Annotated in this window: 16 protein-coding genes; all 16 read right to left on the minus strand. The window is 30.7% G+C overall.

The window, feature by feature from the left end:
* Positions 1-22 precede the first annotated feature (22 nt).
* The 16 genes from QMG30_RS15385 to dgoD all read right to left on the minus strand — a co-directional run bounded on the left by QMG30_RS15385 (position 23) and on the right by dgoD (position 26,255).
* Positions 23-1,801 (minus strand): ABC transporter ATP-binding protein, encoded by a 1,779-nt coding sequence (locus QMG30_RS15385; protein ID WP_281816878.1) that lies wholly within the window; start codon positions 1,799-1,801, stop codon positions 23-25.
* A 30-nt stretch (positions 1,802-1,831) separates the two neighbouring features.
* The gene (locus QMG30_RS15390) at positions 1,832-3,550 is read right to left on the minus strand and encodes an ABC transporter ATP-binding protein (protein ID WP_281816881.1); all 1,719 of its coding nucleotides are present in this window, start codon (positions 3,548-3,550) and stop codon (positions 1,832-1,834) included.
* 592 nt (positions 3,551-4,142) lie between these two features.
* The gene (locus tag QMG30_RS15395) at positions 4,143-5,426 is read right to left on the minus strand and encodes a peptidylprolyl isomerase (protein WP_281816883.1); all 1,284 of its coding nucleotides are present in this window, start codon (positions 5,424-5,426) and stop codon (positions 4,143-4,145) included.
* A 131-nt stretch (positions 5,427-5,557) separates the two neighbouring features.
* Positions 5,558-6,004 carry an adenine nucleotide alpha hydrolase family protein gene (locus QMG30_RS15400; RefSeq protein ID WP_281816886.1) on the minus strand — a complete coding sequence of 149 codons (447 nt, stop codon included), beginning with the start codon at positions 6,002-6,004 and terminating at the stop codon, positions 5,558-5,560.
* Positions 6,005-6,353: 349 nt separating this feature from the next.
* A complete protein-coding gene (locus QMG30_RS15405) occupies positions 6,354-6,650 on the minus strand; it encodes a hypothetical protein (protein WP_281816887.1) in 297 nt (98 codons plus the stop codon).
* Between the two features lie 155 nt (positions 6,651-6,805).
* Positions 6,806-7,576, minus strand: coding sequence for a hypothetical protein (locus tag QMG30_RS15410; protein ID WP_281816889.1), 771 nt, complete (start codon positions 7,574-7,576; stop codon positions 6,806-6,808).
* 67 nt (positions 7,577-7,643) lie between these two features.
* Positions 7,644-8,900 (minus strand): UDP-N-acetylglucosamine 1-carboxyvinyltransferase, encoded by a 1,257-nt coding sequence (gene murA, locus QMG30_RS15415; protein ID WP_281816890.1) that lies wholly within the window; start codon positions 8,898-8,900, stop codon positions 7,644-7,646.
* Positions 8,901-8,972: 72 nt separating this feature from the next.
* Positions 8,973-9,725 carry a YwmB family TATA-box binding protein gene (locus tag QMG30_RS15420; RefSeq protein WP_281816893.1) on the minus strand — a complete coding sequence of 251 codons (753 nt, stop codon included), beginning with the start codon at positions 9,723-9,725 and terminating at the stop codon, positions 8,973-8,975.
* Between the two features lie 113 nt (positions 9,726-9,838).
* Complete coding sequence (locus tag QMG30_RS15425) at positions 9,839-10,690, minus strand: S-layer homology domain-containing protein (protein ID WP_281816895.1); 852 nt, start codon at positions 10,688-10,690, stop codon at positions 9,839-9,841.
* 30 nt (positions 10,691-10,720) lie between these two features.
* Positions 10,721-15,142 (minus strand): fibronectin type III domain-containing protein, encoded by a 4,422-nt coding sequence (locus QMG30_RS15430; RefSeq protein ID WP_281816897.1) that lies wholly within the window; start codon positions 15,140-15,142, stop codon positions 10,721-10,723.
* An 11-nt stretch (positions 15,143-15,153) separates the two neighbouring features.
* The gene (locus tag QMG30_RS15435; protein WP_281816898.1) at positions 15,154-20,160 is read right to left on the minus strand and encodes a hypothetical protein; all 5,007 of its coding nucleotides are present in this window, start codon (positions 20,158-20,160) and stop codon (positions 15,154-15,156) included.
* Between the two features lie 280 nt (positions 20,161-20,440).
* On the minus strand, positions 20,441-21,862 hold the full coding sequence (locus tag QMG30_RS15440; RefSeq protein WP_330680756.1) for an aldehyde dehydrogenase family protein: 1,422 nt from the start codon (positions 21,860-21,862) through the stop codon (positions 20,441-20,443).
* A 63-nt stretch (positions 21,863-21,925) separates the two neighbouring features.
* Positions 21,926-22,759 carry a carbohydrate ABC transporter permease gene (locus QMG30_RS15445; protein ID WP_281816903.1) on the minus strand — a complete coding sequence of 278 codons (834 nt, stop codon included), beginning with the start codon at positions 22,757-22,759 and terminating at the stop codon, positions 21,926-21,928.
* Positions 22,749-23,660, minus strand: a complete 912-nt coding sequence (locus QMG30_RS15450) for a carbohydrate ABC transporter permease (RefSeq protein WP_330680757.1) — start codon at positions 23,658-23,660, stop codon at positions 22,749-22,751. Before QMG30_RS15450 ends, QMG30_RS15445 begins: the two co-directional genes overlap by 11 nt.
* 49 nt (positions 23,661-23,709) lie before the next feature.
* The gene (locus QMG30_RS15455; RefSeq protein ID WP_281816905.1) at positions 23,710-25,026 is read right to left on the minus strand and encodes an ABC transporter substrate-binding protein; all 1,317 of its coding nucleotides are present in this window, start codon (positions 25,024-25,026) and stop codon (positions 23,710-23,712) included.
* A gap of 71 nt (positions 25,027-25,097) precedes the next feature.
* Positions 25,098-26,255: a galactonate dehydratase gene (gene dgoD / locus QMG30_RS15460; RefSeq protein ID WP_281816906.1), complete on the minus strand. Its 1,158-nt coding sequence runs from the start codon at positions 26,253-26,255 to the stop codon at positions 25,098-25,100.
* Between the last annotated feature and the right edge of the window lie 21 nt (positions 26,256-26,276).

Genomic DNA, 26,276 nt, shown 5'->3' on the forward strand with positions numbered 1-26,276 from the left:
TTAGGATAATTAATTACATAATCTAGCTTATTGCTTCAAATTGAGCCATATAGAGATTATAATAAATACCTTCTCTACTCATTAATTCATTATGATTACCTGTCTCTAATATATTCCCTTTATCAACTACAAAAATTCTATCCGCTTTTTGTATAGTTGATAATCTATGGGCTATAACAAAAGAAGTTCTACCTCTAAGCAACTCTTCTATTCCCTTTTGGACTAATCGTTCTGTATGAGTATCGATACTGGATGTCGCTTCATCCAAAACAAGGATTTTAGGTTTTGACAACATTATTCTTGCAAATGCTATTAACTGCCTTTGTCCTACTGACAATCTAGTTCCTCTCTCGTTGACTTCCGTATCATATCCATTTTCAAGTTTAACAATAAATTCATGAGCATGAACAGCTTTAGCTGCTTCTATTATTTCTTCATCTGTAGCATTAAGTTTACCATACCTAATGTTATCTTTTATAGTACCTGTAAACAAAAATGTATCTTGTGTCATGATTCCCATCTGACTTCGTAGACTTTCAATCGTTACGTCTTTAATATTAATACCATCAATTTTTACTATTCCTTTATTGATGTCATAAAATCTGCTTATCAAATTGACAATAGTAGTTTTACCTGCCCCTGTTGGTCCTACTAATGCAATAGTCTCACCTTTTTTTATATTGAACGATACATTTTCAAGAACATTGACTTTATTATCATAAGAAAATGTGACATTATCAAATTCAACATTTCCTTTGATAAGAGGCATTACTTCCGCATTGTTAATATCTTTTATATCAGGTTTAGTATCCAGTATTTCAAATATTCTTTCTGCTCCCGCTATATTAGTGATAAGCTGATTATAAAAGTTACTAAGGTTCATGATAGGTTGCCAGAACATACCTACATAAGTAGTAAAAGCAATGAGTGTTCCAATAGTTATCTCATTCTTGGTAGATAGATTTACACCTATAAGAAATACCATTACTGTACCAATACCCCATGATATTTCAACCATAGGCCAGAATATATCATTGAGTTTTACTGCACTAACAAATGATTTTCTGTGTTCACGTAGTAGTTCTCTAAATGTTTTGCTTGTATACTCTTCTGCTGTAAAACTCTGTACTACCCTAATGCCAGAAAAATTTTCATGAGTATATGCATTCATATTAGAATTCTTTTTCCTAAATACTTGCCATCTTCTATGAGCTCTAACCTGAACGAAATACATCCCAAAAACCAAAAATGGCAATAATGCCAATGCTCCTAATGCCAACTTAACATTAAGTATAAACATTATAATCAATACAACAATCAAAGTAACAAAATCAGGAATTAATGAAATTACACTGTTGGTCAAAACAGATTTCAATGAATTAACATCACCAATAACTCTTGCGAGTACTTTTCCTACTGGTCTATTATCGAAGAAATTGAATGATAATTTTTGTAGATGTTCGTACAATTCCTGTCTTATTTCCATAAGCACTTTATTTGATACTTTTGACATAACTAGAATTCTTTTTTTCATACAGAACCTACTTATTAAATTCATAACTACAGCGATAACACCTATCACATATAATCCTTTTGGGTTGAATTTTTTAATATAATCATCCATGGCTATTTTTATCAGAATTGGGTTTAATACGTTAACTGTAATTATTATACCCATAATTAATAAAACATATATTATTTCTTTTTTATATTTTTTCATGTAAGAGAACAATCTTAATATAGTAACTTTTTTTAGTACAGTCTTGGACTGTTCATCTTCTCTAAAATTATTGACTGCCAATATTAACACCTCCAAATATATTCTAATATATTATACTGCGTATCCTTCGTATTGCTCTTTCAATGTATCATAATAGCGTCCTTTTATCTTAATTAATGAAGCATGATTACCTCGTTCAACTATTTTACCGTCTTCAAGTATAATAATCTCATCTGCATTCTTAACTGCTGAAATTCTGTGAGCTACAATTATTTTAGTTATATCACTCTTCTTATCAATCTCTTTTTGTATTTTATGCTCGGTTTTCATATCAAGAGCGGATGTTGAATCATCGAAAACAATAATTTTACACTCTTTGGCTAGTGCTCTTGCAATACTGATTCTTTGTTTCTGTCCACCTGACAAACCTATTCCTCTTTCCCCGATTATTGTATCGTATCCTTCTTCCATATGTTTAATGAAATCATCTGCTTTTGCACTTTGAGCAGAATTGATTACCTTATCATTAGCCATAGATTGTCCGTAACCCAAACTAATATTTTCTTTTATGGTATCCGAGAACAAAAACACATCTTGCATAACTACCGAAATATTACTTCTAAGGCTAATTAAATCAATATCTTTTATTTCTTGATTATCAATTAATATTTCTCCTTCTGTAGTATCATAAAATCTTTCTAGAAGATTGATTATTGATGTTTTCCCAGAACCGGTAGTTCCCATAATAGCTAGAGTTTTACTAGGAGTAATCTCAAAATTAATATCTTCCAATACTTTCTTGCCATCAAGTTCCAATGATACGTTCCTAAACTCGACTTTACCTTTTGGCTCAGCTATCTCAACTGGTCTATTGACATTTTTTATTTCTGGTATCTCTATAAATATTTTATCTATCTTTTTAGCTGAAGCATTAGCTTCTGCCATGATATTACTAAGGAAACCAAATGATCTCATCGGCCAAACTACCATATTCATGTATCCCGTAAATTTAATTAGAGTACCTATCGTCAAGTCTTGACTTATAACCATAGAACCACCAAATACAATAACAAGGATAGGTAATATATTAGTCAGCATTTCGATTCCTGGAAAAAATCTTGACCATATAGTTGCTTGTTCCATATTTAATTTATAATAACTTTCATTATGTTTAAAAAACTTTTTTATTTCATGTCTTTCTCTGGCAAAGGCTTTAACCAATCTTATACCTGCTATATTTTCTTGAGCAGTAGTATTGAGAGTGGCGTTTTGTTCACTTATCTTCTCATATGTAACCCCTACCTTCTTTTCGAGCAAAACAGCCATGTATGCAATTATAGGAAGTGTTATAAATGCAATAAGTGATAATTTGGCACTTATAGAAAACATAAAGATAGTTGCTATAATGAAATATATTATTATCTCAATAAATAACATTAATCCAAAACTAATACCTTCCCAGACTCTATCAGCATCATCTTTAATTCTTGACATTAACTCACCAGTATTTTTTCTATTAAAAAATCCAAGTGAAAGACTCTGAATGTGGTCGAACAAATCTTGTCTTAGTTCACATACGATTTTTGATCCCACAAGGTCAAACATTATTTCCTTAATATATCCAAATATTGCTCTTCCAAGAGTAATACCAATAAGTCCTATTATAAGTCCTTTAAATATATCAATATTACCACCCTCAATTACATCATCTACTATAGTACCTGTTATCATAGGTGTAAATAAATCCAAAACTATACTGCTTAACAAAGCTACGCTACCAAAGAAATAGAGATACCAATATTTCTTCATATACTTTCTAATTCTTTTCATATTTTTTCCTCCTAAAAACCTCAAATAGTAAGATTCTTTAATAATATTACTCTTCCATAAAAACAAAAAAACCATGGCATATTAATCCCATGGTCACTAAATAAATAATAAAATAGCCATAGGTACATAACCCATGGCTCAAATGTCTTATATAGAGAGTTTAATCTACTATCTGAGGCAGGGTCATCTTATAATTGTTGTTATTTATCATATTACTAACTATTCTTATTCTAATTAACATAACGCTACCTCCTTTTCTTATTAATAATTCTTTTATAATATTACACAAATATTTTTAGTTTGTCAAACATTTTTTTGATATTTAATATATTAGTATTATTAATATATATTTTTATTGAATTATGCATCATAATTATTATGCTACGAAATCGTATATATAGCTATATTAAATTCAACAGTTATCATGAACTTGGATTATACTAGATGAATATTGAATACGGATAATTCTCTACTTGAATAAAAATAACATTCCTTATTTGATTACTATAAAAAGCACCTAGTGGTTAGGTGCTTTTTAATATATGTTATGTAATCAGTGTATATAATACAGCTAATTACTCATATTATAATATTATTCATTATCTGTAGCTGTGTCATCTGTTGTTGTATCATCTGTCTTTGAGTCATCTGTTGTTGTATCATCTGTCTTTGAATCATCTGCTTTTGAGTCATCTGCTTTTGAATCATCTGTCTTTGAATCATCTGTCTTAGAATCATCTGTAGCTGATTCGTCGTCTTTATTTTCTTCTTCCTTGACTGCATTTCTAGATTGTATTACTTCAATAGAATTAAATACTTCATCGTTTTTTTCTACTTTATAGTCTTTTATCCATTCTTCATATCTTTTTTGGAATTCTATTTGTTTTAACTGATTGTTAGCTGAATCAAGAATATATTGTTCTTTATCTTTTACAGCCTTAATCTCTTCTTCAGTTGGCTCAATTACTTCTTCTAATTTAATAATATGATAGCCATATTCAGTTTTTACAAGATCACTTATATTACCTGGTTCTAAATTAAAAGCAGCGTCTATAAATTCAGGAACTAAATTTGCTGTTCTGTTAAATACGAATTCTCCACCGTTTTCTACAGAACCTTCATCTTCTGAATACTCTTTTACTAATGTAACAAAGTCTTCACCATCTTTAGCTTTTTGAAGAACTTCTTTTGCTTTAGTTTCAGCTTTCGCGACTTCTTCCTCGGATAAAGGCTGTCTTGTATCATCTACTGTCTTAAATAAAATATGTCTTGCTCTTACTTGTTTAGCATAATATTCTGGTCCATTTTCTTTATAACCCTTATACTCTGGACTTTGATCTAATAACTTATCAAGTTCTTCTTGATTAACTTCAAAATCTTTTAACTCTTGTTCAGATAGCTTTTGGAATAATGTTTGATCATTAAGGATTTTTTTAATTATATCCAAAGTGAAACCATCTCTACTTGCCATATCTTTGTCATATTGATCAATAAAATCCTTAGCTGTCTTTTCATTTTTCTTTATATCTTCATCTGTTAATTCTAAGCCTTTATCTTTAGCTACTAAAGCAACTAAATTAGCGTATTTTACGTTACCCCATGCATTCTCTTTAACTAAATCAATGACTGTTGTACCATCTTCTAATTTTTGATCCCATACATTAGGTCCATACATCATCTCATATTGCATTTCCATTTGTCTTAGGGATAGATTATATTCTCCCAAACTAATTTCATGTTCACCGTTAATTGTTCCTACTACTTTCGTTACTACATCCTTATCATCAGCTTTTGTATCTTTACTACAACCTACAAACATACTTACTACTAATGTAAGTGCGATACATACTGAAACAAGCTTGTTGACTTTCTTCATTATTATTGCCACTCCTTTAATTTTCTTTCGTGAAATAAAAATATAAATATAAATATACTATATATAATATTATATTTCAATCTTTAGGCTTATTATATTTTAAATGATTTTGATAATAAAATCAATTAAAATCAATTGGAAAATAATTTTTTGTCATTAACTAACTTCTTTTGGGTATAATTATTTCTTTCTAGTATTAACAATTCAACTTCTTTTGTTTGGCTTAGAACATTACTTTCAATATCTTTGGTCAATAACCTACGAAGTTTACTTCTCATGGTTTCACCTAATACTAATCTAGTTATACACATTCCTTTAATAAATTCAACTATCTTGCTTGGTACATCCTTGCCGCTTAAGAAATGGACTTCTCCACCTAACTGTTTTCCATACTCGAATAATTCTTCTAACATTTGAATAGATTCTTCATTCTTAAATATACTCATCCCTTTTTCCACATGTAATATATGAAGTTCTCCATTTATTTCATTAGCAACTTCTGCACCTTTTCTTATCAATCTTTTCGAATTCTTCTGTATTGTTATACACACTAACACTTTTTCCCTGTCTTGACTCATCATATACAAGCCCCCTTAATTAACTCTTAGGATTAATAATGCTAAATAACTCATCCTAAGTACAGTGCCATTATAACATGTAATAAAATGTTATTCTACAAATTAAAGAAAACTTCAATAATTGTTAACAAATTATTCATTATTAATTTTTATTTACTTGTAAAAAAATTACACCATAAATAATAAATTTCAGCTTATCTCTATACTTAATAAATAACTTTTATCTCTTTGCTATTTTTAATTAATATCTTGATGTATATTTTTATTGACAAGAAGAAACTGGTTGCACCTCATAAAATTCTTTAAGAAAAATAGCACAAATAATAAAGAACTACATTAAGTAGTTCTTTCATTCAACATTATGATTATGACCCATAATTCTTCCATATTCAGCAGAATCATTGTCATGCTTATATTTCATAGGGAACAATTTACACATTCTATCCATTAATTCTTTATAAAATAATTCTTCCGAATGTTCTGTAGTAAAATCACTGTTTTTTCGTTTAGACCAATTTTTGTATTTCAACTCTTCAGATGATTTCAACTCTGATTCAATTTCTTTAACACCTTTCCATTGACCAGAATTTAATATTTTTTCAATACTACTTTCCAAAGCAAAAACATCAGAATCCTTACACTTCACAAGCTGTCACTCCTCGAATATTGGTTTATAATATCAATAACTATTGAACTATACTAAATTTATATTATTATTCCCTACTTAAACTATATTTATTACTGAGGAAATTAAGTTAGTTGTAAGAAAACATTTTAACCTATAAGGTTATGCCTTTTTATCTATTCAAAAAAGTCAGGGTATCTATAGTAATATGGTTTGGGGTAGCAAATAGTTCTTCTATTGCATCTTCTTCTAGCTCTTTTACATCTTCTATTATACATTTCATTTACCAACATGACTTGTATTGTATTTCTTAACCATTTGTTAGGTTTCCTATAATAGCCCCCACATCTTTTTTTAGAAGTTTCAACTTTTTTATTAGTAGTATCAATATCTTTTTCTATTTTTTCTTTAAATTCTTTGATATCTATTTTATCGTCTTTCTCAACTTTTTCATAGATTTTATCTGTCATCATTTCTATGAAATCTTTTTCTGGATAATCATCATACATGTAACTTCCGCTATAATCCATTTTGTCACATTCTTCTTCAATATAATATTGAATTTTTTTGCAAACTTCTGGATATAAAACTTTCATCTTCTTCTTATCCATTTCATCCATACCATTGTAATCTTCTTGTGGCATTTGAATAGGAACTTGCATATTGGGATTCATATACATACCTTGATCGTATTTTTTTGAATAACCATTTTTATTACATCCGTTTTGATTGTATCTATTTTGCTCATATCTGTTTTGATTATATCTATTTTGGTCATATCTGTTTTGGTCATATCTATTTGTGTTACATCTGTCTGAGCTATATTTATCTGAGCTATATCCATTTCTTCTATACCCATAGTTACCATATCCGAAACCATTTTCATTATTATCAGGAACTGAATAAGGATTATAATAATATTGGTAAGGGTCTTTATATTTCTCCATTTCAAAATCCTCCAATTTATATGTCAATATAAATATATGCGATTAAAATAGATTGGTTCTTAATTAATTAACATTTTTTTATATTAGCTCCTACAGCAACAAATTTCTCTACAACCTCTTCATAACCTCTTTCAATATGACTAATATTATTTATTGTAGTATCACCTTCTGCACATAATGCTGCTAATAAAAGAGCAATTCCTGCTCTTAGATCCGAAGCACTTACATTAGCACCTGTCAATTTATCAACTCCCACTACAATACAACTTCTCCCTTCTACTTTAGCATCTGCACCCATTTTGACTAGTTCATCTACGTGCATAAATCTATTTTCAAAAATAGTCTCAACTATAACACTAGTACCCTCTGCTATTGACATCAATGCGGTAAAAGGAGCTTGCATATCCGTTGGGAAACCTGGAAAAGGTAGTGTAGTTATGTCTGCGGCTTTTATTTCACCATCACTCTTGACTCTTATTTTATTATCTAAAATATCTATTTTCACATTACATTCTTCTAATTTTGCAATTATGGGGTTAATATGATCCAAGATAATATTTTCAATAGTTATATCTCCTCCAGTAATTGCTGCTGCTATCATAAATGTCCCTGCTTCAATTCTATCAGGTATTATCTTATATTTGACACCATGTAGATCAGATACCCCTCTTATGACTATAGTATCTGTTCCTGCACCTTTTATGTTAGCTCCCATTTTAAGCAAAAAATTAGCTAAATCAACTATTTCAGGTTCAATAGCTGCATTTTCTATTATAGTCTTACCCTCTGCTTTAACTGCTGCCATCATTATATTTTCTGTAGCCCCGACACTAGGAAAATCTAAATATATCTTAGTTCCTATAAGTTTATCTGCATATGCCTCTATATATCCGTATTTTTTATTAATCTTTGCTCCTAATGCGGTTAATCCTTTTATGTGAAGATCAATAGGTCTGCTCCCAATTACACAACCACCTGGTAAAGAAATTTTAGCATGCCCTTCTCGTGTTAACATTGGTCCTAACATCAGAATAGAAGCGCGCATTTTCTGTGCCAGGTCCTCATAAGTCATGTCAGTTGATTCTATGTCAAGTGCATTGATCTCTAATATTTTATCATCTTTCTTCCAATTGACTTTCACGCCTATATTTATCAATATGTCCTGCATATTATTTACATCTGTTAAATTAGGAACATCTTGTATACTACAAATTTCTTTTGTCAATATAGTTGCAGCTATAATTGGTAAAACAGCATTCTTAGAACCGCTTATCCTAACATTACCCTTTAGATTACTACTTTTGCTTATCTCTAATTTATTCAAGTCATCTGTCCTCTCAACTATAATGCTGTATTTCGATTGTTACCTATATATTTTATGTTATAGGTATTATATTTAATAATCGATAGTTATAACTGGAATAGCAGCATATAAATATGTCGTATCTTCTAATTCATTATATGTTAATGCCAAATCCACATTTATTTTTTCACCTTCAGTTACTATATGCTCATCAATGTATCTTGAATATCCATAAATACTGTAGATATTATCTGTCTTATAACTATCTTTTACTCTACAACTCATCTTACCAGCAACTTGATTAACTATTTCTTTTGCCTCTGCCTCATTAATCTTCCCCTTGTGTTTACTTGTTATAGTAAGGTTATTTCTAACATCCATATGCATTTCTTTAAATATATCACTTATTTCATCTCTAAAATATAGAATGCTGTTACATTTATCATTCAAAACAAGATTGATAACAATGTAATTATTAACTTTTAATCCATTGTCTGATACTTCTTCAATCAATTCTACGACTTTAATAGTAGTATAAGCTTCTATTGTTTCTTTGCTTATGCTATAGACTCTCTTGAATTCTTCTGAAACATATTCTTCTTTGAAGTCAGGTTCCAATCCCAACTTACTTGCAACTTCAAGTCCAAGATTTTTCATTTCTGACTCATTCATATAACTCTTACTATATTCTCCCCAGATGTTAAGGTCAGTTTCACACAATGTAAAATTCACATCATTAAAAGTGGTAAGTAGTTTTTCCTCTCCATTAACAACTGTCTTCTCCACATTATTGACTAATAGTAAAATACCAATAATCAATATAACATATACTATTTTTTTTCCCATTAAAAAATCCCCCAATCTCATACTTTAATATATTAAAAGTATGAACACTTAGGGGATTTTTTATTCACTTCTTATCTATGAATCATTATGTATTTTTTAATATTTCAATGTTATTATTTCAAACAATAGTTAGTTTGTAAAACTCTTGATAGAAGAGTCGCACATTGTAATCTTGTTGCCTTCATATTAGGAGTATATGGATTATAAAAATCATCTGATTTCCATACTATATCCGCTTTTGCAGTATTAATGAAATTATCGTTACTCCAATGAATCACTGTTGGTTTTATATAATCTCTGGATTGGTCATAGAATGTAAATGTCCTATCTATAATCGCTAAAACCTCTCCTATAGTTATTTCTCCATTGGGATTGCATAATCCATTTCCATCACCTGATACGACACCTTTATTAGCTAGAGTCATTATATACTTCTTACCCCAAAAATCATTATTCACATCACTAAATACTGATTTGGAATCTGTATCTATCTCATATCCCGCTGTAGCAACTAGCATAGCAAAAAATTCTGCTCTTGTTACTTTACTATCTGGTTTAAATGAATTGTCATTGTAGCCGTTAATTATACCTCGATTATATAAGTTAAGTATATCATACCTATTCGTTTTATCATCAGGTAAATCAATCAAAACATCATTATCAACTTTTTGTTCCTGTAATATTATTTTTACTGGGAAATTAATTCCATCTATAGTTCTCTTATTAAATCCATCAGGTACATCATTTCCCGCACGATATGTTACTTCCAAAATATTATCTTTGGTTAGATAATAACTTATTATTTGTATATTTTCATTATTATCTTCTTTCCAAGTAAGTTGAATTTCACCGCTAGTATCTGAATACTGAGTAAAATCATATATAACTCTATTTGCTGCATTCACAAAAACCGTATTAATTAGTAAACTGCTAATTACAACTAGCAATATTATAGGCTTTTTCATCAATTAATATCTCCCCTCTAGAACATTTTGCTATTCTATTATAGACCATATACTAAACATTTCTCCAAATTTCATACTATCTTTTGCTCTGATCTTCTTAGGATCACTAATCAATCCAAGTTTTATAGCTTTTGCAACACTCTCTTTGAACTCAGAACCTACAGTTGAATCATTATGAATATTATTGAGGATATCATTATCATATTTAACCACTTCATCGTTAATGATTTCATAGGTTCTCACAAACATGTTGAAAGCATCTTCTCTTGATATAGTTTTCTTATCAAAAGTACCAGTTTTACTTATCCCTGAATTATTTAATTGTCTAATGGTGTTCTTATCTATATATTTATTTACATCAATGTCTCTTTCATCTGTTAACACACCATACAAAATATTCAACATTTGTTTTTCAGTAATTTTATTTTCTGGATCATAGTTATCAAGTCCGCTAATGTTATATTTATTAGCTATTTTTTTTCTGGCATTTTCGGACCAATGAGTTTTTACATTAGGTTTTGCATTATCTATCTTATCTTGGTCAGTAACATATATACCAAATACTCCTAATGAACCAGTACTAAATGTAACATCTCCTGAATAAGTATCATACTTGCCATTGACCACTTGCCACTTGTTATACTTTGAATCTTTTCTATAAGTAATAAGGTCTTTACCATATAGCGAATATCTAGGCTTAGCTTTAACATTCATTGTCATTTCTTTATCAGTGTTCTTAATTTCACTGGTACCTTTATCAGTAGAAACATATATTCCTAATTTTTGTGGAATGCCTACTGATACCAAAGCATCTTCTGGCATAAATTCTTTTACATAAGAATTATTAAACTGCTCAAAGTTGATATTCAATGTTGGAACAGCTGCATAATTATCTACCTGCTTATCAATATTACTTTTTAGAGATTCGTAAGGTATCTCAAGAGTCATATCTCCTGTATTTATTATAATATTAACTTTATGAGTATCAAAAGCTTTCATTACAGAATATGGTATAAGTATTTTTCTCTTGGTAATTGGATTATCCTTAAACTTGGATACATCTATTTTATAAACATATGTATTATGCTTAATCAAGTTAGAAATAAGTCTCTGGTCCACATTATTATCTGCCATATTGTCTTGTCCAGTCTCATCACTTCTAAATCTATAGGTCAATAGTTTTTCATCTTTATCGTAAACAAGCTCATAATCTTTACTTGGCAATATTTCTAATTCTGGATCAGTATGACCGTCATATTCCGAATTGGAGAATTTCGTCAAAATCCTTATTGGATTAGAATAACCTGATGAATCCTTAATGATTAACTGACCTTCTTCTTTTCCAGTAACTATTACACGAGTTTTCATTCTCACATAATAGAACCTGTTTCCGATAAGCTTATTTATCTTGACTAAATATTTTTCAAGTATTTCTACATTGCTTGGTTTTATATCTCCTTGACCACCATCTACTTCTATGTATATAGGATCAATAAAAGAACCATTATCTGCTACTTCCATGAGATATACAAAATGTTTATTTATGCTAGATTGATCATCTTGTGGCTTCTCTTTATCATCTTCATTCAAAAGCCATTCTATAGATATATAATCTTCTGTTACACTTGCATCATAATTATGTTTCTTCATAGATTCACTGGAAGCAACCCCTATACCCCTAGGTGGCAATGGATTAGATATATCTTTTGTGGTACCTATAGCAGCATTACTCCATGGTGATTCATGATTGGTGGTAGGTTGTTTACTTCTAATCCAAAAATAATATTGTGTATCAGGGAACAGGTCATCCACTGTTACTTCATAGTAAGACCCATCAGTAGGATATAATGGATCTAATGGATTATCTGGTAATTTCCATTCCCATACCTGAGCATCTTCTACATTTTCTGTAAGTGAATATCTTATTTCATATTCAAAATTAGTATTGTATTTCCATGCAAGAGTCATAGTAGTATCCGTATAATCACTTATATAAAGATTTGGTACCGTTGGATCGGGGTTTACGGTTGAATCTTCTGGTTTAGTTGCAACTACTATTGGAGCAGGATAATGTGCTGATATTACTTGTCCTGAATATAACTGCCTATATGGATATACCATAAATAGATATAATGTATTCGGTAATAATGCATCTTGTTTATAATATAGATATGCTTCATCATCTACATCCTTAGTAACTTCTATATCCTGCCAAGCAATTGGGCTGATTCCATTTTTGTCATCACTTATCAATTTCTCATAATAATCCACAAAAGAATAATCAGGATTATCTTTTCTTTTTATATTAATTTCTTTTTGTACTAGACCATATGGAATCTTACAAAATTTGTATTTTACATCTGATACACCGAATTGGTCTGCACCTAGATCAATCTTTCTACTGATCAACTCAAAATCTTTATATTTTACACTATCTATGTTTTTAACATAATCAACTAATCTTTTTACCTCTTTCTCATCTTCATAAATCTTAAAATATTCTGCTCCCTCTACATATTTAGTATAGATTTTAGCAGTATTATTTTCATTGACAACCCATACATTATTAGCCCATCGTGATAATTCATTATACTTAACAGTATCTTTGGCGATTACTTCCCACCATTTTTCTTTCCATATAACAGCAACGTCAGTTGTTGTAGTATCTTTATCCTTTATCTTCAATGGGGGTTTTGAAATTGCTGGAGGTTCAAAAGCATCACCATTGTACCCGAAATAAAGTGATACGATAGTAGGCTCTGATATATTTTCCTCGTTACCATATTTTTTCTTAGCTACAATTTTAATATAATATATATTGCCAGGTGTTATCCTTTGTAAGTCAGTCTCATCTTTATCATAGTAATATTCAAGTGTTTGTTTATATCCAACTATTTCATCTTTCGAATTCTTTAAGATATTAGTGGAGCTACTATCAGTATATTTCTTAGTATCAATTATCTTTTTAGCACCTGCTAATGATTCCAGATCTCTGGTCACATAGATATCATAATAAACATCTGTATCTGTGATAACATCGCCATATGTAGATGAAGTACTTAACACATCTTTTCTTTTGAAAGCTCCCCAAACGAAGTTTATTGAATCCTTATCTTCTATAACATTAAAAGTTCTATTAGCTTCTAGAAGATCACTGATATTATCATTATATGAATCTCCTGGAACCAGATAAAATTTTTCAAGTTCATTATTTATAACTTCAAGAGGTTTGTCTTTCAATGTATTGAGTATTGACTTTGTCATTAAATTAGGAACTAAAGGTTTAGTTGGACTTATATTTAATGCCTGGGGTACGAATGGAACTTTTTCTGATTTTGGTTCTATTGGTATCTTACTAGTATCTCCTACAGCCTTATAACATAATTGCAATTGATATTCAACTGGATGATTAGGTCTCCTTACACGATAATATTCCATAGTAGCAGCATCTTTATTGAATATTGCAATGTTACTAGGTTGATCATTAACATATTCTAGTAAAGTCGCATTAACTAATTCATATTCGCTCTGATCTTGTCCTACTTTAAAACTTGCAGGAATATTCCATTCTAATCTTACATATTCTCCATCTTCATAAACTTGAAGGTCGATATTGGTTGAACATGTCCATATGTAAGGATAATTAACATTCTTAACGATTGGTTTACTATTATAATATTCTGTTACTGGTTCTACCATTATAGAATATATTTGACCTGGATATATATTTTGTTCTAATTTGTAGGAAAGTCGACTTCTCTTTTTCACTGTATCATAGAATTTATCTATCTTACCTGATTCTACAGAAAGGTTATTAACTTCACCTTCCTTGTTATTCAACAATTCCTGCTTAGATTTATTAGAATAATCACCAACTGCATATACGATTCTGTAATCAAAAGAATCCAATCCGATATCATCCCATACAACTTCTATACTATCATCTTCTGGTCTCAATTCAACATTTAAATCAGTGATGCCATATACTTTCTTGGCAGCTCCTGTTGAAGGTGCAAGAACTTGTGTAACCTCTCCATCAATAATTACCTTATGATAATGGTAAGGGTTAATGGATAGTTCATATAATGATCCTGTATCAAGAACTATTTCATCATGAACATTGATAGCTTTATCATTGAATTCCTGTGTACCTGAATCTATTTTTATAGTTTCCCCTACTCCAGATGTTTTATTATTGACTCGTAACTCATAAAAATCTGGTTTATGTACATCCTTAGGATCTGCAGCGGTTCCCCATTTATCTGGTTCCTGCCAACTGACAGTCATTGTAGGTCTTATAATTGGTTTACCTGTTACGATGTCTTGTCCAATAATATAAAAAATATCGTCTATGGATATATCTTTAACCGGTATCTGGATATTAGCCATTACACTTATTGGTTGGACAATTATGCATATTATTATACTTAAGCATATCAATCTTTTCTTCATATATTTTCCTCCTACCAATCAATATTATTATCTATTCTAGTTAACATTTCCAAAACTGTTTCCATAACCACTTTTTCATTAGGTAATATCCTACCATCTATTAATTTGATTATACCTAGATTTGCCCCTTTAATAAGTACATCTCTATATTCTTCACTTACATCATTGATATCTTCTATAATATTGTAATCTGTAATATTAATACTATCTATATTAATATCGTTCTTAGCTGAATAAGCCTGCATGAATATATAATAGGCTTCATCGTTTTTCATATGTCCATACATATCACTTACAGGTACATCTATATTCAATTCTTCCAGCCACTCTTGATTATCGTAACCTTTTGATGCTCCTAGAATTCTCGCTGTTGCAGATAAAAGCTGATAATTATATACTTCGTAATCTAGATTACTCAACTCTTTACTACTAAAAATTTCTTTCAGACTATACTCTGTAATAATATCTGTAACCATACCATTATAATTTTCATCTAAATTACCATATATAGTAAGATTTGGCGCAATTATGTAAGCTCCCGTCTTATCAGTTTCTATATTATATGTATTGCCGTAGTTATCAGTATCAACTGCCACAAATTCTATTTTTTCTTTTCTATAGCCTTGAAAAGTTTCATTAAGTGATTTTACATTGAATTCTATACGTACTTGGTTATCTAACTCTTCTACCCTATTATAATCGTCTTGTATATTTTTCTCTATCAATCTCTTGACATTATTTCTATGCGATTTCTTAACTAATTCCAAAGTATCGTTTACTATCTTTAATAGCTTAACATCATCCATACCAGATTCCAATTCCTTATCAAGTTCATTCATCAGATAAGTCTTTTTACTTTCAACTACTTTATCAAATTCTGAAAGTATTTTACCCTCTAAATCAGATTCTGATATATCGCTACCAACTACTTGAATATCAAAATTGACTAAATTAGTTGTTGGCTTTCTTCCATCAATTCTTGCTTTGTATTCTCCTATATTCACTACTAACCTAATATAGTAATCTCTTGCAGAACTACTGTATTTATTTATTTCATCAATCTTTTCTAATATTTCAGTTGTTGTATCTTTTGATAATGCGTATGGTCGTATACCTAGATTACCTTCAGGGAACCTAACCATTATTGTTACCCCATTATTATTAGCGGTTTCAATCATTTGTGCAGGTAAATAATAATCTTGTACACCTTCTATAGCATCTAATAAATAATATTTACCTTCATTAACATATTTTAGATCTCCTATATTATAATCTTGTCTATATTTCAATACTTGTTCATTATCATCTTCATCCACTATCCAATAAGGAGTTTTTAGAAGTTCTTGTGCCTTATCTTTATAATAATTTATATACTCTATATATTTATTCTCTCTATCATAATCCTTTTGGTCAAACTCTGTACGCGTACTGACTCTTTCAGAGAAACTTGACCTTGGATAGACTCTATCTCCATTTGGAAGAGTATCTCTTGGTTTAGTTCTATCCTGTATCCTGACTTTAATATTATACGTTGTACCAGGCTTCAATCCACTAACTTTATAATATACTCTTGTATAACCATCATTAGCACCTTCTATTTGTCCTAGATAATCACTATTATATCTTGTATCAGAATAATCAAGGTCCTTATCCCCTTTTACAAATACATCAATACCATAGTCTCCTGTAGAATAATAATCATCTGGAATTGGAGCATCGAATCTGATTACTGTTTCTCTTTTAGAGTCATAAGAATACTTGGAATTATGATCTATTATCAGATTAACAGGTCGTTTAATAGGAGCTGTCGTTAAAGAATCTGCCACCCATGCTGAGACAGCTTTTGGAACCTCAGATTTAATTTTAATTGTTCTGGCATAATAATAATATACTTTATTCGGTAAATTATTATCATCTATAATAGTAATTTTATTGCCTTCAACTTTATATGTGTTAGATGCGTTAATCCATCTTTTATTATTTTTATCATAAGATTTTAAGATGTATTCCCCATCTTTTACATATAGTCTCCATCCTTCTATTATTGTATTTTTCAATGAATCCGAAGCAAATATATCCTGTAGCATTTTCCCTCTAGAAAGTGAATCCGGTAAAGACTTGTTCTCTATACTAATAAGTTCAAATCCATATTTATCTTCCACTAACTCTATTTCTGTAGGAATTTCCCATGTTATCTCTCCAGAAATCATATTTTCATCAAAATGAGTAACATCCATATTTTCTGGTGCCAAAGGTACTAATTCTTCATCTCCCGGATTTGTAGGCACTACAGGTGATGTAACACTTATCATCCCTGATGGCTCAGAACGTCTTGTCTCTACTACGATACTTGTATCAATAGAATCTGATATATCCAGCATAGTAACGATTCTGATATAATAATTAGTATTAGGGTCAAGATTCAATAATTTCAGCTCTTCACTTCCAGCATCTGTAGGTCTGGTACTAATATCACTATATAACACATCATCTGACCTCAGTCTATTTAGTTCTTCTTCTGTTAACTCCACATCATCAGAAAAGTCTTCTGTTTTATAGAATCCATTGTTATTTTTTCTTGTTTCCCCTGAAGTAGTATCTTCCAGGTCAAGTATTTTTTTAACGTCATTTTCATCATCAGTAGTCATCAATGATTCAAGGTTCAATATCTTTTTCTTATCTTTTGAAATGTATATTCTGTAATTAATATTATTGATGTTCTTATTAAGTGGTGTTACCATATAATTATCATAATTTCTGATATCAACTAGATTAAATCCTACATTTATCCCTACTCTTGGTTCTGATTCAGTAGTAATACGAGGAGTATATTGTATGTTTGAAGCTCTAGGAATATCGTATTTCAACATGCTAAGAGAAATACTGTCCGCTATAGAGCGGTCACTTTCACCGACCCCTCCTGTAACATTATTAACATACAGAGATCTCATTCTGATGAAATTGATACCAGGAAATTCATAATCATATTCATCATCTTGAGTTAATGCTTGTTTATAAGGTTCATCTTTATTAGTCACGTCTTTTCTTACTGGCTTGGACCATCCATTGTTATCTTTTATTACTACATTTCTAATTTCAAATAAATTTTCACTTTTGTTATATCCTGATAGAAAATTGCTTACATCCAAAGTTGTTCCAAGAGATTTTCCAGTATCAACTTCTTGGACCTGAATTCTCTTTACTTCTTTTCCATCAACTATTTCAGGATTACCTTCCTTATCTAATACTGTTCCTTTGAATACTTTAAAAACTTTAGTTATGGTATATGGATTATTTGTTTGTCCGATTGGAATATCATTAAACAATAATTCATAATATATTGCACTATTCTCATCTGACAACATACTTTCTAATAAATCCCTATCTGGAGCATGCCATGCTAAATCAAATTGAACTTTTTTAGGAATATTAGAATCATCATCATTTGGAGGTACAACTGCCAAATTCTTAACTCCCTTTATTCTTGGTACTGGAGGTGGCACATCTTTATCAGCATTAGGCACATATTTTATAGTCTGTGACTTAATGGGTGTACTTGCAAATTGTACTCCTACCTGATAGAATTCTTGACTACTACCATTTGCAAAAGGTACAGGAATATATATATTAAGATCAGAATTCTTTTGATTGTGATAATGTTTCAACCATACATCATCTTTCCCAAATATTGACTTTTCTGTTTTACTATGATAAATAGTATATTCCAAGTCATCTGCGTTACTTCCTGCATATGGAACTATGTCAAGATAAGCGTCATCCATACTTGCTCTTTTAACTATATAATCTAAATATGTATATGCGTATTTATTAATAGGCTCATATTGATTAAATATATAATTAGGACTTTCTTCCAAAGTTATAATAGCAGTATATACTCTACTGGAATCTAGATTATCCCATTGAAGGAACTCTGTATCTCCATTTTTGAGATTCTCTCTATCCTTAACTAATTCAATCGTATAAGTTCCTGTAGTATCATCGTAATCGTATTGAACATTGGTATTGTCATCACTAGTTTGAGGGGTATTAATAAATTTACCGTCCTTATCATCAAGAGCTAAGATAATATCCGTATTATCTCCGTTATCTCTGATATCCTTTAACGCTAATACCGCATTAATCAAATCACCATCAGCCTTTGTCAATTGACCGCTTGCAGCTATTTCATATTGTGCACTCTTAACATTAAATATTTTTGGTCTATCAAAAGTAATTCTAAGACCAGGTTTACTTCCTGGACGTACATCCGAATCATTTGGGATGATTAAAGTTTTTTTATCTTCATTAGTGTTGGTTTTACTATCTTTTACCCAATGTGTCGGCTCTATTTTGAAGTTATCAAATGTTCTAAGTAGTTGTAACTTACATTTCGTATTGTCCGGTGTAGTTAATTCAAAAGGTACGATACATCCTTTTTGTACACCCTTCGTTAGAAAGCTTATAGTTTTTGTCTGCATATTCCATTTGAATCTCACAGGTAAATTATTAATTACAAAAGAAGCCCCCGGATATTTGGAACTTGCTCCTCTAACGATTTCAAATTCAATGGAATCTCCATCGAATAAATTTGTTTTATCAGTTATTGTCTCTAATTGAGGTACAAGCAAATCATAATTCATCATTGCGAATGATTTATTGAATTCGGATTCTGTAATACTTGTTTCTGTCCCAGAATCTGTATCAATCCTTATCATATTATATTTGAATGTTACTTTGTTGACTTCATGTTCAACAATAACTTGCGTTTTTACTTTATCAGTCAAATAATATTCTAACTTATATTCTCCATAATCTTCAAGATTCCAATTTATAAGTACCTCATCATTACCAGCCTTATTATTGACTATCTGCAATAACTCATCCATAGTATCATTCTTTTTCCACTCAAATCCCTTATCGGAAGCAGCTCTAATTCTAGTGCTACCTATGTTAAAAATAGTAAGAGCTAAAATCACAAGACACATAGAAGTTATCCACAATATATTCTTTTTCTTCATCATTTATCCCCCTTAGTCACAATTTATTGTTAACAACCATTATAAATTATATCTTATAAAGTCAATACCTAACTTAACAATTATGTTAAATAAACTATTAACACTAAAAAACATAATTAACATATTAATATATATAAACAGGTTTCAATTATATATCGGCAGATACTTACTAATAGTTGATAGAATAAGTAATAACTTTACCTAATTAATAAAAAAACAGCATAACTCGATTTTAACAAGTTATACTGCCTGATTTAAATCTAATATTGATTTTATGCTCTTATACTCTTAAAGAAATTCTTTTTAATGTAAAATACTCTTCAAGACTATATTTTGAACAATCTTTTCCGATACCACTTTGTTTTACTCCACCATGAGGTTGATTGATAGCATAATATGGCTCATTTACACACACTGTTCCTGCATCAATAGCTTCAGATAATTTCATTACTTCAGATAAATTCTCTGAGAACACATATGAAGTTAAACCATACTCAGTATCATTTGCTTTTTCAATTACTTCTTCAATAGTGTCAAACTTAGCAATGCCCATAATCGGACCGAAAATCTCTTCTCTATATACTTTCATATCTTTATCTACATCTGTGAGTATAGTAGGTAACAAATAATATCCTTTATCATGGTCTTCTGGTTTTTTACCGCCTGTTATAACTTTTGCACCATGGTTGACAGCATCTTCTATAAGTCCTAACATTCTTGTTCTAGCTCTATCAGTTAGAAGTGGCCCCATCATGGCTCCTTCATCTGATCCTGCTCCCAATACAACTTTCTCAGCAAATTCTTTAGCATATTTAATAAATGTATCATATACACTGCTATGAACAAAAATTCTGTTAGGAGATACACATACTTGACCTGCATTAGTAAATTTCAAGTCAACAAGTTTCTTGGCTGCATCTTCAATCTTAGCATGTTCAGTTACAACAGCCGGTGCATTTCCACCTAATTCCAATGAAAAATGTTTAATTGAAGTTGATGACTGTTCTACTATCTTAAGTCCTGTTTCAGTAGAACCTATCAAAGTAATTAGACTTGGAATCTTACTTCCATTTATTGTAGCAGCAACTTCAGAAGATAAACCAGATATAATGTTAATGACACCTTCTGGAAAATCTATTGACTCTGCAACTTTACCTATATATAAAGTCGTTAGTGGAGTCTCCTTAGACGGTTTTAATATACAAGTACATCCAGAGGCTAATGAAGGTCCTAATTTATAACCAACATTAAGAAGTGGAAAATTCCATGCTAAATGTGCAGCTATAACACCTCTCGGTTTTTTAACAATTATATTTTTAAAATTATCATCATAATCTGGTATTGTCTCTCCATATACTCTTTTTGCTTCTTCTTGATAATATGATAGACAAAGTATAAGCATCCCGAAATCATATTCTGCATCTTCAGTTGTTTTTCCAGTCTCGCTTATCAAAATATTTACCATATTATTTTTTTCTTCTAATAGTTTGATTCTCAACTTTTCTATCCAAGTATTTCTTTCATTTATTGAAAGTTTCGACCAAGTTTTAAATGCTTTATAAGCAGCTGTCAAAGCTGTTTCTGTCTGAACTGATGATGCACCTTTAAACTCAGTAACAATTTCCTCAGTTGCTGGATTGACAACTTTAATTATTGATCCATCACCTTCAATACATGAACCATTAATATATTGTTTATACAAAATTATCACCTATCTTTCCCTATTTTTATAAATGTATTCTATCATACCATTAATTTCATCAAACTAATTTTTAACCGCTCCAGCAGTCATTCCACTTATGAAGTACTTTTGTAAGAAAACAAATAATACAACTAGAGGTACACTTGCAACCAAAGATGCTGCCATCATATCATTCCATAGTATCTTATATTGCCCACTTAATTCTGCAATTCCAACTGTTATTGTCTTCATTTCTTCTGTTGTCACAAAAGTTGATGCAAACATGTATTCATTCCATCCATTTATAAAACAATAAATACATATTGAAACTAATCCAGGAATAGTTAACGGTAATACTATCTTCCAGAAAACTTGGAACCTTGTACAACCATCAATTATAGCAGCTTCATCAAGTGAAATTGGTATTGATTTAAAGAAACTGGTTATCATCCATGTTGCAAAAGCTATTGACATAGATACATATACAACAATTAGTCCCCAATACGTATTAATCAAATTCAACTTATTCAATATTGTATAGAATGGTACCAAAACCATGATTGATGGAAACATTTGTGTTACCAATAAAAAGGACATGAATTGTTTTCTACCTTTGAATTTGAATCTAGTTACTCCATATCCTGAAAAACATGCAAAAATAACTGTAATTATTGTTGAACCGACCACAACTATGAAACTATTCTTCAATTGAGTAAAGAAAGGGTATGCAGTTCTTATATTTCTAAATGAATCTAATGTCGGATTTTCTGGAATCCATCTAGGTGGAATAGTAAATGTCTCAACTTCTGGTTTGAAAGCTGTAGAAACCATCCATAAAACCGGTATCAAAACCATTAAAGAAAATAGAGCTAAAATTATATAATATCCAATATTTCTAGTAACTTTTTTAGTCTTCATTAGCTTTAAACACCCTTTCATATATTTTCCCTATAGCAAAACAGATAAAGAATACAAGTATTGCAGTAGCAGAACCTTTACCGAATTTAAAATACTCAAAATTGGTTTTATATATGTCGATACTTATCAATGATGTAGCACTTCCAGGTCCTCCCTGGGTTAATACCCAAACAATAGTGTAATGCTTAAACCACCATACAGTATCTAATATCAATGCTGTAGCAAGTATGTGTTTTATACTTGGAATTGTTATATAGATAAATTTCTGCCAATTGGAAGCTCCATCTATCTGACCAGCTTCATATAGTGTTTTAGGAATACTTTGTAAACCAGCTAGAATCATCATCATAATCATAGGGAAACCCTTCCAAATACAAACCATTACTGCAATAAAGAATGCATATTTTCCATCTCCCAGCCATGATAAAGGTTCTGAAATGATTGATAATTTCATTAATAAATGATTGACTAAACCATATACAGGATTGAATAGCCATTTAAAAACCATTGCCAGTACAGATTCAGGAATAAGCCATGGCATTATAAGTATAGCTCTAAATAATGTGATTCCTTTTATGTTTTTATTTAATATATGTGAAAGTATAAACCCAATGATGAAATGTCCTAATACAACAAAGAATGTAAACTTCAATGTTATCCAAACAGATGAATAAAACTCACTATTGAATAAGACATCGGTATAATTGTTAAACCCAACAAACTTCCACTTATTAATTAGATTTGTGTTAAACAGACTTATATACAAACCTCTAAATACAGGATATGTAATCAGAATAAGCATTACTATTAAATTAGGTAAAATAAAAGAATATCCCATCCTATTAACGTTTGTTGTTCTGTATTTAAATAATCGCATTGATTCACCCTTTTCTATGTCCATGTATTGATATACGCCTTGATATATTACCAAGGCGTATATCTGCAGTCATTTATTGATTATTAACTTCGTCAAGAACTTCTGTCATTTTTTCTTCAATGTTTTTCATTACATCATCCATATCAACCTTGTTAGCCATAATAACTGTATACGCTTCTCCAATGATATCTAGAACTTCTGTGTATCTTGGGAACTGAGCTTGGCTATATGGTTTGTCAAGAGCTTGAATAAATCCTCTGAATGTTGCCTGTTGAAAGAATTCATCAGATGATGATTCTGTTCTGATTGGTAATCTTCCAGTAGCTTTAGAGAAAGTCAATGAATTTTTCTTGTCTACCATGAATTTTAGATAATCAACAACAACATCTTTGTTCTCTGAGGTATCTGTAATACTATATCCTTCTGAAATTATATAATTTACTTGTCTCTCTCCAGCTGGTACCATAAAACTACCAATCTTATCTGCTAACTCTGGATTTTGAGATGTAATAAGTCCTATGGCATTGGAACCAGTCAACATCATTCCAGTTTTTCCTGTTGCAAAATAGTTAGCCGCTTCAGGATATCCTGTTTCTGTTGGTCCTGGAGGTACAACTCCATATTCATTATGTAAATCTGTAAAATATTTTAGAGCATTCTTCAAATTATCTGTTGTCAATCCTGTTTCCCATTTATCACCATTAAGGTAAACATCATCTACACCGAAATTTCTAGCGATAGTCATGAACCTAGCTTCTCCAGAACCATTTCTGGTTCCAACCATACTGAAGCCCCATCTATCTATGTTTCCATCACCATCACTGTCTTTTGTCATTGCTTTGGCTACATCCAAAAATTCTTCCCAATTAGTTGGTTCTTCTTTACCTGTTTCCTCTAACCAATCAGTTCTATAAACAATAGCTGAAGGAATCGAATACCAAGGGAATACAGCAAGATCTCCATTAATAGTATTATCTTTTACGGAACTTTCAGTAAATCCATTCATATATTCTTCGTCCACCAATTCATTGATAGGAGCTAAGATATCCATTTCATATGAAACAGGAATAAATTGTGGTGGATTGAAGAAAGCATCTGGTAAACTGTTGTTAGTTGCTAAAGTAGTTATTTTCTTAGGAATTTCATTAACAGGTACCCCTTCATACTTGATAGTAACATTAGGATGAAGTTTCATATATTCATCAGCTATATCTTGTTCAATATCACCTTCAGGTGATTCTGTAATTGTTGATGACATAATCCTAATAGTCACTTTTTTATCCCCACCATCAGCTTGTTGATCTTTATTTTCATCTTTCTTAGATGCACACCCCGTAAATACTGATGTTAATAACAATACCACTAATGCAATTGCAGTTAATTTTTTCATTTTGTAGCCTCCTTAAGTTTTTTATAAGTATAGTTTTGTTACAAAATAAGATTTTTGAACTACATATGAATCTACCAATCAGCTAAAGAGTTGTCGTCTGGATCAAAGAACAATGGAGAGTCCCATTCTCCATCATAACTCATCTCTTTTAAGCTCTCTTCATTCACTTCAATACCAAGACCATAGCCTGTTGGTACATCAATATATCCATTCTTAACTTCAAAAGGTTTATTAAGATATTCTTTTCCTATATCCCATCCATTATAGTATCCTGGATATTCTTGAATAACGAAGTTTGGTATACAAGCATCGATTTGTAGACATGCCGCTAGAGAAATAGGTCCGAGTGGATTATGTGGCGCTACCCCGCAATAATAAGCTTCTGCCATAGCCGCTATCTTCTTGATCTCTAGAATTCCCCCAGCGTGACAACAATCTGGTTGAATAATTGCTGCTGCCTGTTTTTCTATGACTTCTCTGAATCCCCATTTAGTGAAGACTCTTTCACCTGTTGCAATAGGTATAGTTGTAGACTCTTTTACTTTAACTAGAGCATCAACATTCTCTGGTAAAACTGGCTCTTCTATAAATGCTGGATGAACTGACTCAAGTTCCTTGCAGAATCTGATGGCCAAGGCAGGTGAAACCCGTCCATGGAAATCAAGTGCTAAGTCCATATCATCTCCTACTGCTTCTCTTAATTTACGTATTTTTCCAACATATTCATTAATTGATTCTGTACTTTCCAGATATTTCATTGGACCACCCATAGGTATCTTAATGAAATTGAATCCTTCTTTCTTTCTATTCAAAGCATATTTGACCCATGCCTCTATACTATCATCACCAGGGTCTGGATAATTACCGTTCAAGTGAGGATAAACTCTGATCTTATTCCTAACTTTGCCCCCAAGCATCTCATATACAGGCATTTTATAGTATTTACCTTTTATATCCCATAAAGCTTGTTCTATACCACTGATGGCACTGACTATTACTGCGCCCCCTCTATAGAAAGAACCTCTATACATGAGTTGCCATAGATATTCAATATCACATGGATTCTTACCAATTAACATTTTGCCGAATGAATGAACTAAAGTTTCTACCGTCTTGCTTTTCCCTTCTACAACTGGTTCTCCATAACCACAAATTCCTTCGTCTGTAGATATCTTTAGAAAAAGCCATCTTGGTTTTACATGAAATGTTTCTAATTTAGTTATCTTCATTTCTTCATCTCCCTAGAAATT

It is taken from the genome of Vallitalea longa (genome assembly GCF_027923465.1).
In the GTDB taxonomy this organism is placed as follows: domain Bacteria; phylum Bacillota; class Clostridia; order Lachnospirales; family Vallitaleaceae; genus Vallitalea; species Vallitalea longa.